The 15,690-nt window shown below is 58.8% G+C and carries 12 protein-coding genes; 9 read left to right on the forward strand and 3 right to left on the reverse strand.

The features are described from left to right. Positions 1-127: 127 nt before the first annotated feature. On the reverse strand, positions 128-1,183 hold the full coding sequence (gene bioB, locus PMA3_RS27790) for a biotin synthase BioB (protein ID WP_064680136.1): 1,056 nt from the start codon (positions 1,181-1,183) through the stop codon (positions 128-130). Between the two features lie 92 nt (positions 1,184-1,275). Between bioB and PMA3_RS27795 the strand changes: the two genes are divergently transcribed. From PMA3_RS27795 to rarD, 6 genes are all read left to right on the forward strand, one after another. After that, positions 1,276-2,010, forward strand: a complete 735-nt coding sequence (locus tag PMA3_RS27795) for a ComF family protein (RefSeq protein WP_064680137.1) — start codon at positions 1,276-1,278, stop codon at positions 2,008-2,010. 347 nt (positions 2,011-2,357) lie between these two features. Next, positions 2,358-3,662: a hypothetical protein gene (locus tag PMA3_RS27800; protein ID WP_064680138.1), complete on the forward strand. Its 1,305-nt coding sequence runs from the start codon at positions 2,358-2,360 to the stop codon at positions 3,660-3,662. A gap of 109 nt (positions 3,663-3,771) precedes the next feature. Then, complete coding sequence (locus tag PMA3_RS27805; RefSeq protein WP_064680139.1) at positions 3,772-4,536, forward strand: TOBE domain-containing protein; 765 nt, start codon at positions 3,772-3,774, stop codon at positions 4,534-4,536. Between the two features lie 58 nt (positions 4,537-4,594). Continuing rightward, the gene (locus PMA3_RS27810) at positions 4,595-6,496 is read left to right on the forward strand and encodes a PhoX family protein (RefSeq protein WP_064680140.1); all 1,902 of its coding nucleotides are present in this window, start codon (positions 4,595-4,597) and stop codon (positions 6,494-6,496) included. Between the two features lie 208 nt (positions 6,497-6,704). Further along, entirely contained in the window at positions 6,705-7,679 is a 975-nt protein-coding gene (locus PMA3_RS27815) for a serine/threonine protein kinase (RefSeq protein WP_064680141.1), read from the forward strand. A 172-nt stretch (positions 7,680-7,851) separates the two neighbouring features. Next, positions 7,852-8,739, forward strand: coding sequence for an EamA family transporter RarD (gene rarD / locus PMA3_RS27820; RefSeq protein ID WP_064680142.1), 888 nt, complete (start codon positions 7,852-7,854; stop codon positions 8,737-8,739). A 214-nt stretch (positions 8,740-8,953) separates the two neighbouring features. Here rarD and PMA3_RS27825 read toward each other — a convergent pair whose 3' ends face one another. Then, a complete protein-coding gene (locus PMA3_RS27825; protein WP_064680143.1) occupies positions 8,954-9,472 on the reverse strand; it encodes a glycine cleavage system transcriptional repressor in 519 nt (172 codons plus the stop codon). A 560-nt stretch (positions 9,473-10,032) separates the two neighbouring features. Between PMA3_RS27825 and PMA3_RS27830 the strand changes: the two genes are divergently transcribed. Beyond that, entirely contained in the window at positions 10,033-12,210 is a 2,178-nt protein-coding gene (locus PMA3_RS27830; protein WP_064680144.1) for a malate synthase G, read from the forward strand. A gap of 82 nt (positions 12,211-12,292) precedes the next feature. Here PMA3_RS27830 and PMA3_RS27835 read toward each other — a convergent pair whose 3' ends face one another. Then, positions 12,293-12,739 carry a response regulator gene (locus tag PMA3_RS27835; protein WP_064680145.1) on the reverse strand — a complete coding sequence of 149 codons (447 nt, stop codon included), beginning with the start codon at positions 12,737-12,739 and terminating at the stop codon, positions 12,293-12,295. 258 nt (positions 12,740-12,997) lie between these two features. Between PMA3_RS27835 and PMA3_RS27840 the strand changes: the two genes are divergently transcribed. Further along, on the forward strand, positions 12,998-14,932 hold the full coding sequence (locus PMA3_RS27840) for a putative nucleotidyltransferase substrate binding domain-containing protein (RefSeq protein ID WP_064680146.1): 1,935 nt from the start codon (positions 12,998-13,000) through the stop codon (positions 14,930-14,932). Then, positions 14,929-15,636 (forward strand): 3'-5' exonuclease, encoded by a 708-nt coding sequence (locus PMA3_RS27845; RefSeq protein ID WP_064680147.1) that lies wholly within the window; start codon positions 14,929-14,931, stop codon positions 15,634-15,636. The genes PMA3_RS27840 and PMA3_RS27845 overlap by 4 nt, the downstream gene beginning before the upstream one ends. Positions 15,637-15,690 lie beyond the last annotated feature (54 nt).

The raw sequence follows: 15,690 nt of genomic DNA on the forward strand, positions 1-15,690 counted from the left end.
CTGTGGGAGCGAGCTTGCTCGCGATAGCGGCGGCTCAATCAACATCAATGTTGAATGTCACTCCGTCATCGCGAGCAAGCTCGCTCCCACAGGGTTTTGCATTTCAATCAGAAGTATCGTTGTGTGGTCAGACAGCCGCGTTATAAAACTGCTCGCTGCTCTTCTGCTCAATCAAAGCCTGCTCGATCGCCGCCTGATGCACCTCGTCGGCGTGCTCTTCGCGCGCTTCCGGCAGGATGCCCAGGCGCGAGAACAGTTGCATGTCCTTGTCGGCCTGCGGGTTGGCGGTGGTCAGCAGTTTCTCACCGTAGAAAATCGAGTTGGCGCCGGCGAAGAACGCCAGGGCCTGCATCTGCTCGTTCATGGCTTCGCGGCCAGCGGACAGGCGCACGTGGGATTGCGGCATCAGGATACGGGCTACGGCGAGCATGCGGATGAAGTCGAACGGGTCAATATCGTCAGCATTTTCCAGCGGCGTGCCGGCAACCTTCACCAACATGTTGATCGGGACCGACTCCGGATGCTCCGGCAGGTTGGCCAGCTGGATCAGCAGGTTGGCGCGGTCGTCAAGCGACTCACCCATGCCGAGGATGCCACCGGAGCAGATCTTCATCCCCGATTCACGCACGTAGGCCAGGGTTTGCAGGCGCTCGCTGTAGGTTCGGGTGGTGATGATGCTGCCGTAGAATTCCGGCGAGGTGTCGAGGTTGTGGTTGTAGTAGTCGAGGCCAGCCTGGGCCAGCGCTTCGGTCTGGTCCTGATCCAGGCGACCGAGGGTCATGCAGGTTTCCAGGCCCATGGCTTTCACACCCTTGACCATTTCCAGCACGTACGGCATGTCTTTGGCCGACGGGTGCTTCCAGGCAGCGCCCATGCAGAAACGGGTCGAGCCGATGGCCTTGGCGCGAGCGGCCTCTTCGAGGACCTTCTGCACTTCCATCAGTTTTTCTTTTTCCAGGCCGGTGTTGTAGTGACCGGACTGCGGACAATATTTGCAATCTTCCGGGCAGGCACCGGTCTTGATCGACAGCAGCGTCGAAACCTGGACCCGGTTAGCGTCGAAATGCGCGCGGTGCACCGTCTGCGCCTGGAACAACAGGTCATTGAATGGCTGAACGAAGAGTGCTTTGACTTCAGCCAAAGACCAGTCATGACGCAGGGTTGCAGTGGTGCTGGCGCTCATGGGCGTTTCCTTTGTTTTATGCTTGGCTAGCGACAGGGGGATGGAATACCCACAGACGCGATACGGATGTTCGGCATATTTAAGGAAGACTTATGCGCTGTCAACCACAATACGATGGACCGGTTTACATCTGGTTAAAAAACAAACAATCCTGTTTGCTGTGCGGCGAAGCGTCCGATGATGCGACGCCTATTTGCACTGCTTGTGAAACCGAGCTGCCTTGGCTCGGCGACCAATGCCAGAGCTGCGCCCTCCCATTGCCAGGGTCAGGCCTTAGCTGCCCCCAGTGCTCCATTCACCCACCAGCGTTTAGCGAGGTCCTGGTGCCATGGCTTTACGCCTTTCCGGTCGACAGCCTGGTATTACGCTTCAAACACCAGAGCAAATGGCCTATGGGGCGTCTGTTGGCGCAAATGCTTGGGCAATTCTTGCAGCACCGCTTCGACGAAGGCTTGCCGCGCCCCGACTGCCTGCTACCCGTGCCGCTGGCCAAAAAACGCCTGCGTCAGCGTGGCTATAACCAGGCGGCCATGTTGGCCCACTGGCTGGGCACGTCCTTGAATCTGCCGGTCAACGAGCAATTATTAAAGAGAACCAAGGAAACCCCCGCTCAGCAAGGCTTGAACGCCAAGGCTCGGAAGCGCAACTTGCGCGGTGCATTCACCCTGCTCAACGCAGAGCAGGTACAAGGCTGCCATGTCGCACTTATCGATGACGTACTCACCACCGCCTCCACCGCCGACGCTATCTCCCGCCTGTTGATCGAGGCCGGTGCGCGACGGGTCGATGTGTATTGCCTGGCACGGACGGCAAAGCCAGGGGATTGATCATCATGTGGTAATCGATGCTGAAGAGTTTTTACATGCTGATATTAATATATAAGATTTTTCCTACAGCACATGGAGAAAAGTATGTAAACAACCACTGTTTTTCCCGCAAGGGATTGCATTCAAAAAGTTACCGCCTAACATCAACACGATAACTTCTTGATTAATTACCAGTAATTTCGTCGTTGCACGAAGTCGACGAAATTTGCCATCACCATATACTTAACACGTGCAGAAACTGGAAATCACTCCCGACAAGGAAAATCTCGACACGGCTTTTCAACTGACCCAAACGCTTCACGAAGCTGAGTTCGGAAGCAAAATGTTAAGCATCTGGAGTCACGAGCGTGAGCTATAGCGAGGTAGTCAGGAAATCACTGCCGGCGTTTACGCTAGGTCGCTTAACACCCGCGATTGGAATTTCAACCGTTTTCGTGCTGATGGCTCATAAAAGCGCTGAGGATTTACCGGTTTTTTCTTACGTGCTAGCTGCCGCATCGATAATATCAGCGTTTTTCTCTTTAATACTGGCCACTATTGGTAATAGAGCAGCTTCTCTAGCGCAAAATCCTGCGGCGCAACGTGATGTATTTACCGGCGGCTTTACCCTTGCACTGATCATTGCAACAATAACGTATTTGGCGTGCTTTTCAGCGACCTATTTTATCAGCAGTGCAGACGGACTCCAGGATTTGGACAGGGATGCTTTCTGGACGCTGGTGCTTATCTACATAGCCTGTACTCCGCTGCTGGTACTCAATACTTATTTACAGCTTTTTCTGGAAGCTACTGGACAGGCCTCAAGCTGCGCAAAAGCAAAAACAGCTATCACCTTATTTGGCTGCATTGCGCTAGCGATACTGTTTTCAGCCATCAGCAGCGACAACTTCAAATACTATGCAATGTCCTATTTTACAGTCACTGAGCTTCTTACTTTATTGTATCTAATCAACCTGACCAAAGACCAACGTTATTGCTCTCTAAAATCGGCAAAAAAAGTGTGTCGCTATTTTTTGGGAACAGGCCTTCCAATCGCCGCAGGGTTAAGCGGGCAAAAAGTGTATTTTTATCTGCTGACGGAACGGCTCGCGCGAATCGATACACAGTTCGTCGCTCAGCTATCCGTATTCATGACGGTGATTGGACTGCTCATCATTCCCTCGCTCGCCTTCAGCCAGATTCATAGCCTTGAAGTCAGTCGACAGGTTAAACAGTCCGCACAATGCTATCGGGCTGGACTGAGTTGGATAATCGGGATGATGATACTAAGCGGCGTCATTCTGTATTTCTGTGCCGACTATGTATTTCTTGCCGTCGGAGGCTCCATCACCGATTACACCATGAAGCTCTATTTTACGTTATTGATATTCCTCACCTGCAGTTCATTGCTGTCTCTGACCATTGCCCACCTTCGAGCCCGGGGCGAGACCTTGATCCCGCAATTGTCGATCAATGCAATCATGCTGCTGATTTTGACGCCGACCCTCTACAGCTTTCAATTCAACTCTGCAGATATCGAGACGTTCTTGCTGCTTCAAAGTGCAGCGGCAGGTGCCGGTTTTCTATTGTTGAATGCACGGATTTATTTCGTTCATCGGCGTGACGAAAAAACCAGTTGCGCCTTGTTGGCAACGGAGCAAGCACCGCAGTGACGCCTCAAGAGGGTAAGCGGCCTCCCGCCAGGGTTGCGCCGGCAGGCCTCGCGTCAAGTGAATTTCCCTTACACTCGACGCCACCGCCACCCATTAAAAAGACCGCTCCATGCCCCTACCGACACTGCTGACCCAGCACATCGTCCGTCGCCCGCAGCGCATTGCCTTGCTGCAACACATCGCCGAACAGGGCTCGATCACCCGTGCCGCAAAAAGTGCAGGCCTGAGCTACAAGGCGGCGTGGGATGCCATCGACGAACTGAACAACCTTGCGCAGAAACCGCTGGTAGAGCGCAGTGTCGGCGGCAAGGGCGGCGGGGGCGCCAGACTGTCCAGCGAAGGCGAGCGCGTCTTGCGCCTCTATCAAAAGCTGCAAGTGCTGCAGGCTCAGGTGCTGGAAGCTGCCGAAGAGGCCAGCGACCTCGACCTGCTCGGTCGACTGATGCTCAGGACCAGCGCGCGCAATCAATTGCATGGCAAGGTCATGGCGATTGAAAGCCAGGGGCGCAACGATCTGATTCGCCTGGAACTGGCCGCAGGCTTGACCATCGATGCGCAGATCACCCACGACAGTACCCTGCGCCTGGAGCTGGAGAACGGCACTGAAGTGGTGGCGCTGATCAAGGCCGGCTGGCTCGATCTGCTCGACATCCACGGGGTAGTCACGCCAGGACACAATGACCTGACCGGCATCATCGAAGAAATCCTCGACGCCGAAGACGGGCCCAGCGAAGTGCGCATCGGCCTGCCCAATGGCCAGACCCTCTGTGCGCTGGCCGAGCCGCTGCACTTGCGGACCCTGGGTCTCTCCACGGATAAAGCGGTACGGGTGCAGTTCGCGCCATCCAACGTTTTGCTCGGTACACCGCTCTGAAACATTAGTGTCACGATCGCTCTTTAAGGTGGCTGCAAAAACCTGCAGGAAGCCTGATGTGAGCCTATTGGAAGAAAACCAGTCCACCGATCTCGAAAAAATGGTCGGCCTCAGCCGTCGCGGCTTTATCAGCGCCGGCGCCTTGTGCGGCGCGGCCATGTTCCTCGGCGGCAATCTGCTGAGCCGCAGTGTGCTCGCTGCCAGTGTCAGCGCAGGTACCAGCAAACTGTTGGGTTTCGACAGCATCCCCGCGGCCACCAGCGACACCATCAGCCTGCCGCCCGGCTACAAATCCTCGGTGTTGATCAGCTGGGGCCAGCCGTTGCAAAAGGACGGTCCGGCGTTCGACCCCAGCGGCAACGGCACCGCCGAGCAACAGGAAGCCCAGTTCGGTGACAACAACGATGGCATGAGCCTGTTCGAGTTTCCCGGGGAGCAAGACCGGGCGTTGATGGCGATCAACAACGAGTACACCAACTACCGCTACCTCTACCCCCACGGCGGCATGCCGCAATCGGCCGCCGATGTGCGCAAGGCACTGGCCTGCGAAGGCGTGTCGGTGATCGAGGTTCAGCGCAAGGACGGCCAGTGGCACTTCGTCCAGGGTTCGCGCTACAACCGGCGCATCCACGGCAACGCGCCGATCAGCCTGAGCGGCCCGGCCGCCGGCCATACACTGGTGAAAACCAGCGCCGACCCCCAGGGCAAGAACGTCCTCGGCACCTTCCAGAACTGCGCCAATGGCAAGACGCCGTGGGGCACTTACCTGACCTGCGAAGAGAATTTCACCGATTGCTTCGGCAGCAGCCATGCCGAGCAAAAATTCAATGCCGCGCAGAAACGCTACGGTGCGGTGGCGGCCAGCAAAGAGATCAACTGGCATCAGCATGACGAGCGTTTCGACCTGGCGAAGAACCCGAACGAGCTCAATCGTCATGGCTGGGTGGTGGAAATCGACCCCTTCGATCCGCAATCAACCCCCGTCAAACGTACCGCGTTGGGCCGTTTCAAGCATGAAAACGCTGCCCTGGCAGAAACCGCAGACGGTCACGCCGTGGTGTACATGGGCGACGACGAACGTGGCGAATTCATCTACAAATTCGTCAGCCGCGACAAGATCAACCACAAAGACCCCAAGGCCAACCGCGACGTGCTGGACCATGGCACCCTGTACGTGGCGCGCTTCAACGCAGGCGACGGCAATGCCGAACATCCCAAGGGCCAGGGCGAGTGGATCGAACTGACCCACGGAAAAAACGGCATCGATGCCGGCAGCGGTTTTACCGATCAGGCCGAGGTACTGATTCACGCGCGCCTCGCCGCCAGCGTGGTGAAAGCCACGCGCATGGACCGTCCGGAATGGATCGTCGTCAGCCCCGAGGATGGCCAGGTCTATTGCACCCTCACCAACAACGCCAAGCGCGGCGAGGACGGCCAACCGGTGGGTGGGCCGAACCCGCGTGAGAAGAATGTCTATGGGCAGATCCTGCGCTGGCACACTGATCGTGACGATCATGGCGCCAAGACCTTCTCCTGGGATCTGTTCGTGGTGGCCGGCAACCCGGGCGTGCATGCTGGCACGCCGAAGGGTGGCTCATCGAACGTCACGCCGCAGAACATGTTCAATAGCCCGGATGGACTGGGCTTCGACAGTGCCGGGCGGCTGTGGATTCAGACGGATGGTGATTCGAGCAACGCCGGTGATTTTGCCGGCATGGGCAACAACCAGATGCTGTGTGCCGACCCGGCGACCGGGGAAATTCGTCGCTTCATGGTCGGGCCGGTGGGCTGCGAGGTGACGGGGATCAGCTTCTCGCCGGATCAGAAGACCTTGTTCGTCGGGATCCAGCACCCGGGGGAGAACGGTGGGTCGACGTTCCCGGAGCACCTGCCGAATGGCAAGCCGAGATCTTCGGTTATAGCGATTTCGCGGGAAGATGGCGGGATCGTCGGCGCCTGATAAGGCCTCATCGCGGGCAAGCCCGCTCCCACAAGGATCTCCTGTGTGTCACAAATCCTGTGCACACCGCAGCCCCCTGTGGGAGCGAGCTTGCTCGCGAAGGCGTCAGCGCGGACAACACCCATCTCAAGCCTAACCCCCTAAAGAAGCCCCGTCTGCGCTACCATGTCTGGCCGGACGCGGCAGCCTGCTGCGCGCAGGAGTCAGCATGGCCCACCCGTTTGCAACCCTCACCCCAGACCTCGTGCTCGATGCCGTCGAAAGCATCGGCTTTCTCAGCGACGCACGCATCCTGGCGCTCAATAGCTACGAAAACCGTGTCTATCAGGTCGGCATCGAAGACTCCGAACCGCTGATCGCCAAGTTCTATCGTCCGCAACGCTGGACCAACGAGGCGATTCTCGAAGAGCACCAGTTCACCTTCGAGCTCGCCGAGTGCGACGTGCCAGTGGTGGCGCCGATGATTCACAACGGTGCCAGCCTGCACGAACACAACGGTTTTCGTTTCACCCTGTTCCCCCGCCGTGGCGGCCGCGCGCCGGAGCCGGGCAATCTCGATCAGCTGTATCGCCTCGGCCAACTGCTTGGTCGCTTGCACGCCGTGGGCGCAACCAAGCCGTTCGAACATCGTGAAGCACTTGGCGTGAAAAATTTCGGTCACGACTCACTGACGACATTGCTCGAAGGCAATTTCGTCCCCAAAAGCCTGCTGCCAGCCTATGAGTCCGTGGCCCGCGACCTGCTCAAGCGGGTCGAAGAGGTCTACAAGGCGACACCGCACCAGAACATCCGCATGCACGGCGATTGCCACCCCGGCAACATGATGTGTCGCGACGAGATGTTCCATATCGTCGACCTCGATGACTGTCGAATGGGCCCGGCGGTGCAGGACATCTGGATGATGCTCGCCGGCGACCGCCAGGAATGTCTCGGCCAGTTGTCGGAACTGATGGACGGCTACAACGAGTTCCACGACTTCGACCCGCGGGAACTGGCGCTGATCGAACCGCTGCGCGCCCTGCGCCTGATGCACTACAGCGCCTGGCTCGCCCGCCGCTGGGACGACCCGGCGTTCCCCCACAGCTTTCCGTGGTTCGGCAGCGAACGGTATTGGGGTGACCAGGTGTTGGCGTTGCGTGAGCAGTTGGCTGCGCTGAATGAAGAACCCCTAAAACTCTTCTGATCCACACGACCCTGTAGGAGCGAGGCTTGCCCGCGAAGAACGATAACGCGGTCTGCCTGATATACCGCGTTATCGTTCTTCGCGGGCAAGCCTCGCTCCTACAAGGGTCAGCACATCGAGACAAATCTCCTTACAATCCCCTCTTTGTTAGCTGCCTAAGCAAGGATTCTGCATGCAAGCCGCCAACCCGCGTCGCGGGTACATTCTGGGCCTGAGTGCCTACATCATCTGGGGACTCTTCCCGCTCTACTTCAAAGCCATCGCCAACGTGCCCGCGGTGGAGATCATCATCCACCGCGTACTCTGGTCCGCCCTGTTCGGCGCCTTGCTGCTGATGGTCTGGAAGCACCCGGGCTGGTGGCGCGAACTGCGTGAGAACCCGAAACGCCTGGCGATCCTGGCCTTGAGCGGCACGCTGATCGCAGCCAACTGGCTGACCTATGTCTGGTCGGTGAACAACGGCCGCATGCTCGAAGCCAGCCTCGGTTACTACATCAACCCGTTGGTGAATGTACTGTTGGGCATGCTGATCCTCGGGGAACGGCTGCGGCGCATGCAGTGGCTGGCCGTGGCGCTGGCGGCGGTCGGCGTGGCGCAACAGGTGTGGCAGGTCGGTAGCTTGCCGTGGGTGTCGTTGGTGCTGGCGCTGACATTCGGCTTCTACGGATTGATCCGCAAGCAAGCGCCCGTCAAGGCGCTGCCCGGCCTGGTGGTGGAAACCTGGATGCTGGTGCCGATTGCCATTGCCTGGCTGCTTTTCAATCAGACGGCCACAAGCGCTCAGCCCGAGTTCTGGACTACATCCGAAGCCTGGTGGCTGGTTGCAGCCGGGCCGGTGACGTTGGTGCCACTGGTATGTTTCAACGCCGCTGCACGGCATTTGCCTTACACGACGCTCGGATTTCTCCAGTACCTGGCGCCGACGCTGGTACTGCTGCAAGCCGTCCTGCTGTTTGGGGAACAACTGTCGTCGAGCACACTGCTGGCGTTCATCTTTATCTGGGCCGGTCTGGCGGTTTACAGCGTCGATGCGTGGATAAGTCTGCGCCGCCGCAACTGATCAAAAAACGAACAACCCTCCGCAGGCCACGTCCTTCGTGGCCTGCATCGATCCTTCCCAAGGTTATCCACAGCGTCATCCCCGCCGTTTGTGCGCAACTTGTTGAAACTGCTGGTTTTTTGATCAGGTCTTGAAGAAGCCCGGTGGGCGTGGCCTGGCGGGCTGTCTCTACAGGTTATCCACAGGCAGGTGCACGTTTAAACTGGATAACCTTTCAAGGGTCGCTGCGCAGTACCAGTTCCACCATCAGGTCATCGGCCAGGGTTTCCAGGCGCGACTGCAATACGTCCAGGGACAACGTCAACGGCACCGCAAGAATCGCTTCGGCGTGGAACAACGGCTCGCTGCTCATCGGTGCCGGGCGTACTTCGGTCACCAGCCGCTCGAGGTTCACCCCCTGTTCGCTCAGCAAACGGGTGATGTCGCGGACGATACCCGGACGATCATTGCCCACCAGTTCCATCGCAATCGGTTTCCAGGTGCAGGATTGTTCGATACCGCTCTCGGCGATCAGCACACGAATGCCGTGGGCGGACAACGCCTGCAGGGCATCGACCAGTTCGTCGTAGGCTTCGGCTGGCACGCCAACCCGAAGAATCCCGGCGAACTGCCCGGCCATGCGCGACATTCGGCTTTCCAGCCAGTTTCCGCCGTGCTCGGCAATGCACTGGGCGATGCGCTCGACCTGCCCAGGCTTGTCTGGAGCGAATACGGTGAGTACGAGGTGGTCCATGGCGCAGCCCTCTTTTGTTATAGAAAAAGAAGTATAGGCAAGGGTTGGTCCTGCGCTGAGTCGTCTGACGCCTTCGCGGGCAAGCCTCGCTCCTACGGGTTTTGTGCCGTTCACAAAATTGCCGCCCGACACAAAACCCGTAGGAGCGAGGCTTGCCCGCGAATGGAGCGCCGCCAAAGCACCTGCCAACAACAAATCGTGTACAAGTTTTGATATTTAACTGGAACAATCTATTGGTTTTTTGAGAACATCCCGTTCCCCGACCTGACCGCAATGCGTCATAGGGTCGCAGAACGACGTAATTAGTCTAATTTTCATAAGCGCAATTCATCATGTAGTATGCCGCAGCGCGCACTACATAACTTGGATCGATGTCTGCCCAGGCGCCGTCGCAACCCTGAAAGCCCCGTCAGCAAGGCCCCAAGCCGTTGATTGGACCAACCCCAGCCGCCCGCAATGGCATGTACTGGTAGACGGGTTTGTGGTTTAAATGGCCAGAGGCTTCATTGTCAAAATTGAAGAGCTGAAAAGCGAAATAGCTGAGCAGAGTGAGGCAAGCAATGACTGAACACGTTCAAGTCGGTGGCCTGCAGGTCGCCAAAGTCCTGTTCGACTTCGTGAACAACGAAGCCATTCCCGGTACCGGCCTCACCGCCGATAAGTTCTGGGCCGGTGCCGACAAGGTCATTCATGACCTGGCACCGAAGAACAAAGCCCTACTCGCCAAACGCGATGATTTCCAGGCTCGTATCGATGGCTGGCACCAATCCCGTGCCGGTCAACCGCATGACGCCGTGGCCTATAAAGCCTTCCTGCAAGACCTCGGTTATCTGCTGCCAGAAGCAGCCGATTTCCAGGCAACGACGCAAAACGTCGACGACGAAATCGCCCGCATGGCCGGCCCGCAGCTGGTGGTGCCGGTGATGAACGCCCGTTTCGCCCTTAACGCTTCGAACGCCCGCTGGGGTTCGCTGTATGACGCGCTCTACGGCACCGATGCCATTAGCGACGCTGATGGCGCGGAAAAAGGCAAAGGCTACAACAAGGTCCGTGGCGACAAGGTCATCGCCTTCGCCCGCGCCTTCCTCGACGAAGCGGCGCCATTGGCTGCTGGCACTCACGTCGATTCCACCGGCTACAAGATCGTCGACGGCAAACTGGTGGTCGCCCTTAAAGGCGGCAGCAACACCGGCTTGCGTAACGATGCGCAACTGATCGGTTTTCACGGCGATATCAACGCCCCGACCGCGATCTTGCTGAAGAACAACGGCCTGCATTTCGAAATCCAGGTCGACGCCAGCACCCCGGTCGGCCAGACCGATCCGGCCGGCGTCAAAGACATCCTGATGGAAGCTGCGCTGACCACCATCATGGACTGCGAAGACTCGGTCGCCGCCGTCGATGCCGACGACAAAGTGGTGATCTACCGCAACTGGCTCGGCCTGATGAAGGGCGATCTGTCGGAAGAAGTCTCCAAGGGCGGTCAGACCTTTACCCGCACCATGAACGCCGATCGCCGCTACACCGGCATCGACGGCCAGGAGCTGAGCCTGCACGGTCGTTCGCTGTTGTTCGTGCGTAACGTCGGTCACCTGATGACCATCGACGCGATCCTCGACAAAGACGGTAATGAAGTACCGGAAGGCATCCTTGATGGTCTGGTGACCAGCCTGGCGGCCATTCACAGCCTCAACGGCAACAACTCGCGCAAGAACAGCCGCACCGGCTCGGTCTACATCGTGAAGCCGAAGATGCACGGCCCGGAAGAAGCCGCGTTCACCAACGAACTGTTCGGTCGCATCGAAGACGTGCTCGAGCTGCCGCGCAATACCTTGAAAGTCGGGATCATGGACGAGGAGCGCCGGACCACGGTCAACCTCAAGGCCTGCATCAAGGCAGCCAGCGAGCGCGTGGTGTTCATCAACACCGGCTTCCTCGACCGCACCGGCGACGAAATCCACACCTCCATGGAAGCCGGCCCGATGGTGCGCAAGGCGGACATGAAGGCTGAGAAGTGGATTGGCGCCTACGAGAACTGGAACGTCGATATCGGCCTGAGCACCGGCCTGCAAGGCCGCGCGCAGATCGGTAAAGGCATGTGGGCCATGCCCGACCTGATGGCGGCGATGCTCGAACAGAAAATCGCTCACCCGCTGGCTGGCGCCAACACCGCCTGGGTACCTTCGCCTACCGCCGCTGCATTGCACGCCCTGCACTACCACAAGGTCGATGTGTTCGCCCGTCAGGCCGAACTGGCCAAGCGTACCCGCGCGTCGGTGGACGACATCCTGACCATCCCGCTGGCAGTGAACCCGAGCTGGACCCCGGAACAGATCAAGAACGAACTGGACAACAACGCCCAGGGCATTCTCGGTTACGTGGTGCGCTGGATCGACCAGGGTGTGGGCTGCTCGAAGGTGCCGGACATCAATGACATCGGCCTGATGGAAGACCGTGCGACGCTGCGCATTTCCAGCCAGCACATCGCCAACTGGCTGCGCCATGGCATCGTCACTGAAGAGCAAGTGATGGAAAGCCTCAAGCGCATGGCACCGGTGGTTGACCGCCAGAACGCCAATGATCCGCTGTACCGTCCGCTGGCACCGGACTTCGACAGCAACATCGCCTTCCAGGCGGCGGTCGAACTGGTGGTCGAAGGCACGAAGCAACCGAACGGCTACACCGAGCCGGTTCTGCACCGTCGTCGTCGCGAGTTCAAGGCTGCCAATGGCCTGTGATTGAGCGCTGATGCCGGAAATGAAAAAGCCCTGATCGAAAGATCAGGGCTTTTTTTGTAGGATTTTTTGATCTTTCAGCGACTCACACATCCATTCCCAACTCATGCTTGACCAGCGCTAACAGCTTGCCGGTATCGACAGGTTTGAGTAAAAAGTCCACCACGCTCAGATGCATGGCGGCGATCGCGTCTTTCACGTCGGCGTCACCGGAAACGATGATGAACGGCATGGCCGCCCGTACCGACTCCCGGACCTGGCGAATCAGATCCAGGCCATCCACCTGTCCCATTCGCAGGTCGGTGATCACCAGGCCGATCGACGGCTTTTCGTTCAACATCTTGAGTGCGGTTTCGCCACTGGCTGCGGTCAGGCATCGGATGCCATCCAGGCCGAGGATCTCGGACAACAACTCACGCGCGTCTTTATCGTCGTCGACGATCAGCACCCGCTGCGGCGGCAAGTCAGGTTCGAGCATGACCGCACTCAGCGCCTCGCGCTCGGCGTCACTCAAAATATCGTGGTCGGACATGGCTTTCTCTACATATCAATTCAATCGCCTGACTCATTCGTTCAGACAGCACCAGCAAGACCTTCAATGTGCCCTTCGTCAGAAAGTTCTCCTATAGCCAATGTAGGAGGCTTTTCCGATAGTTGCGTCAGATATTTCCTAACTTCCATCAGTTGCACCTGCCTACCTAGACTTACGTCCAATGGGCACCCAAGGCGCAGGGGCCGACCATGGGTCAGTCATCCGACAACAACAATTCAAAAGACTGCGGTATTGGTTATGAGTAAAGCGGACGCCTTCACCCAGGCCGGGAAAACCGCGGTGTTGCAAAACATCCAGGGTACTTTGCAATTTCTTCAGCGCTTCCCGCCCTTCAATCAAATGGAACACGCCCACCTGGCGTACCTGGTCGAACAATGTCAGCTGCGTTTTTATGCGCCCGGCGAGAGCATCATAAAGCCCGCCGATGGCCCGGTTGAGCATTTCTACATCGTCAAACAAGGTCAGGTCGTGGGTGAGCGTCCCCATACGGCCAAGGGCGGGACTGAAACCACCTTCGAAATCACCACCGGCGAGTGTTTCCCCCTCGCCGCGCTGCTGGGCGAGCGCGCGACCCGCACTGAACACCGGGCCGCCGAAGACACCTTTTGCCTGCAGCTGAACAAACTGGCATTCATCAAACTGTTCGCGCTGTCCAACGCGTTTCGCGACTTTGCCCTGCGCGGCGTCAGCAGCCTGCTGGATCAGGTCAACCAGCAAGTCCAGCAAAAAGCCGTGGAGACCCTGGGGACCCAATACTCGCTGAATACCCGGCTGGGTGAACTGGCGATGCGCCACCCAGTGACCTGCAGCCCGGCCACACCCCTGCGTGAAGCCGTGACCCTGATGCACGAGCAGCAAGTCGGCAGCATCGTCATCGTCGACGAGCAGAAAGCCCCACTGGGTATTTTCACCCTGCGCGACCTGCGCCATGTGGTGGCCGACGGCACGGACGACTTCAATGAAGCCATCGAACGCCACATGACAAAGGCGCCGTTCTACCTGTCCCCGGACCACAGCGCGTTCGACGCGGCGATCGCCATGACCGAGCGGCACATCGCCCATGTCTGCCTGGTCAAGGACCATCGCCTGTGCGGCGTAGTCTCCGAGCGGGATCTGTTTTCCCTGCAGCGGGTCGATCTGGTGCATCTGGCACGAACCATCCGCAGCGCCCAGCGCGTGGAAAACCTGGTGGCGCTGCGCGGCGAGATTGGCCAACTGGTGGAGCGCATGCTGGCCCACGGCGCATCATCGACCCAGATCACCCACATCATCACTCTGCTCAACGACCATACCGTGTGCCGGGTCATCGAATTGACGCTCGCCGAGAAAGGCGACCCCGGCATCCCGTTCAGCTGGCTGTGCTTCGGCAGCGAAGGCCGCCGCGAGCAGACGCTGCACACCGATCAGGACAACGGCATTCTGTTCGAAGCCCGGGACGCGGCCCATGCCGCCGAGATCCGCGGCAAGCTGTTGCCCATCGCCCAGCAGATCAACCAGAGCCTGGCGCTCTGCGGCTTTACCCTGTGCAAGGGCAACATCATGGCCGGTAACCCCGAGCTGTGTCTGTCCCGTGCCGAGTGGGCTCGGCGTTTTGCAGCGTTCATCCGCGAAGCAACGCCGGAGAATCTGCTGGGTTCGAGCATTTATTTCGACTTGCGCGTGGTCTGGGGCGATGAGGAAGGCTGTGAGCAACTGCGCCGGGGGATTCTTGACCAGGTTGACGACAACCGGTTGTTCCAGCGCATGCTGGCCGAGAACGCCCTGCGCAATCGTCCACCCGTAGGACGTTTCCGGGATTTCGTGCTGGCTCGCAAGAATGGCGAGAAAGCCACGCTGGACCTGAAAATCCAGGGCCTGACGCCGTTCGTCGACGGTGCCCGCTTGCTGGCATTGGCCCATGGGATCGAAGCGAACAATACCCTGGAGCGCTTCCGCCAACTGGTGGACAAAGGGGTCATCGAACGGCTGGACGGTGCGGCGTACGAAGAGGCTTATCACTTCATTCAACAAACCCGCATGCAGCAACATCAGCTCCAGACCCGGGAGAACCTGCCCCACTCCAATCGCGTCGACCCGGACAGTCTCAATCATCTTGATCGACGGATCCTGCGTGAATCCCTGCGTCAGGCTCAGCGACTGCAAAGCAGCCTGGCCCTGCGGTACCAGCTATGAGCCTGTTTTCATGGCTGCGCCCGTCAGGCCCGATGTTGTCCGGCGACCTTCAACTGCGCCTGCAACACTTGCCGACGGCCGCCGAGCCGAGCGAATGCAGCCTGCGCGAACAACGCTGGGTGGTGCTCGACCTGGAAACCACCGGGCTGAACCTGAACAAGGATCGAGTACTGTCCATCGGCGCGGTGGTGATCGAAGACGGGGCGATCGACTTCAGCCAGCAATTCGAACGCACCTTGCAGTGCAGCGAGCTCAAACTTGGTCCCAGCGTGCTGATTCACGGCCTGGGCCCGAGTGCGATTGCCGCCGGCAGCGACCCGGCCCAGGCCTTGCTCGACTTCATGGAGTTTGTCGGTGACAGCCCCGTGTTGGCCTTCCATGCGCCGTTCGACCAGCACATGCTCGGGCGGGCATTGAAAGATCATCTGGGTTACAAGTTGCAGCATCTGTTTCTGGATGTCGCGGATATCGCGCCGCTGCTGTGTCCGCAGGCGCCTATTCGCGAGGCAGGGCTGGATGAGTGGATCGACTGGTTCAAGCTGGAGGTGTTCGAGCGGCACAACGCCAGTGCCGACGCCCTGGCCACGGCAGAACTGGCGCTGATCCTGTTCAGCCGGGCGCGGCAGCAGCAGATTCATAGTCCGTTGGAACTGCTGCAGCGGGTGAGGCAGTGGAAACGCAGGCAGCGCGCGCCGTCCTTCTAGATTTGCGGCGCCTGTTCCGGCCTCTTCGCCGGCAAGCCTGGCTCCTACGGGGGG

The organism is Pseudomonas silesiensis (assembly GCF_001661075.1).
Taxonomy (GTDB): domain Bacteria; phylum Pseudomonadota; class Gammaproteobacteria; order Pseudomonadales; family Pseudomonadaceae; genus Aquipseudomonas; species Aquipseudomonas silesiensis.

Coding starts and splice junctions, on each gene's coding strand:
- PMA3_RS27795 (WP_064680137.1), top strand. CDS start 1,276: ATGCGCTGTCAACCACAATACGATGGACCGGTTTACATCTGGTTAAAA.
- PMA3_RS27835 (WP_064680145.1), bottom strand. CDS start 12,739: ATGTCCGACCACGATATTTTGAGTGACGCCGAGCGCGAGGCGCTGAGT.
- PMA3_RS27830 (WP_064680144.1), top strand. CDS start 10,033: ATGACTGAACACGTTCAAGTCGGTGGCCTGCAGGTCGCCAAAGTCCTG.
- PMA3_RS27825 (WP_064680143.1), bottom strand. CDS start 9,472: ATGGACCACCTCGTACTCACCGTATTCGCTCCAGACAAGCCTGGGCAG.
- bioB (WP_064680136.1), bottom strand. CDS start 1,183: ATGAGCGCCAGCACCACTGCAACCCTGCGTCATGACTGGTCTTTGGCT.
- PMA3_RS27805 (WP_064680139.1), top strand. CDS start 3,772: ATGCCCCTACCGACACTGCTGACCCAGCACATCGTCCGTCGCCCGCAG.
- rarD (WP_064680142.1), top strand. CDS start 7,852: ATGCAAGCCGCCAACCCGCGTCGCGGGTACATTCTGGGCCTGAGTGCC.
- PMA3_RS27845 (WP_064680147.1), top strand. CDS start 14,929: ATGAGCCTGTTTTCATGGCTGCGCCCGTCAGGCCCGATGTTGTCCGGC.
- PMA3_RS27840 (WP_064680146.1), top strand. CDS start 12,998: ATGAGTAAAGCGGACGCCTTCACCCAGGCCGGGAAAACCGCGGTGTTG.
- PMA3_RS27815 (WP_064680141.1), top strand. CDS start 6,705: ATGGCCCACCCGTTTGCAACCCTCACCCCAGACCTCGTGCTCGATGCC.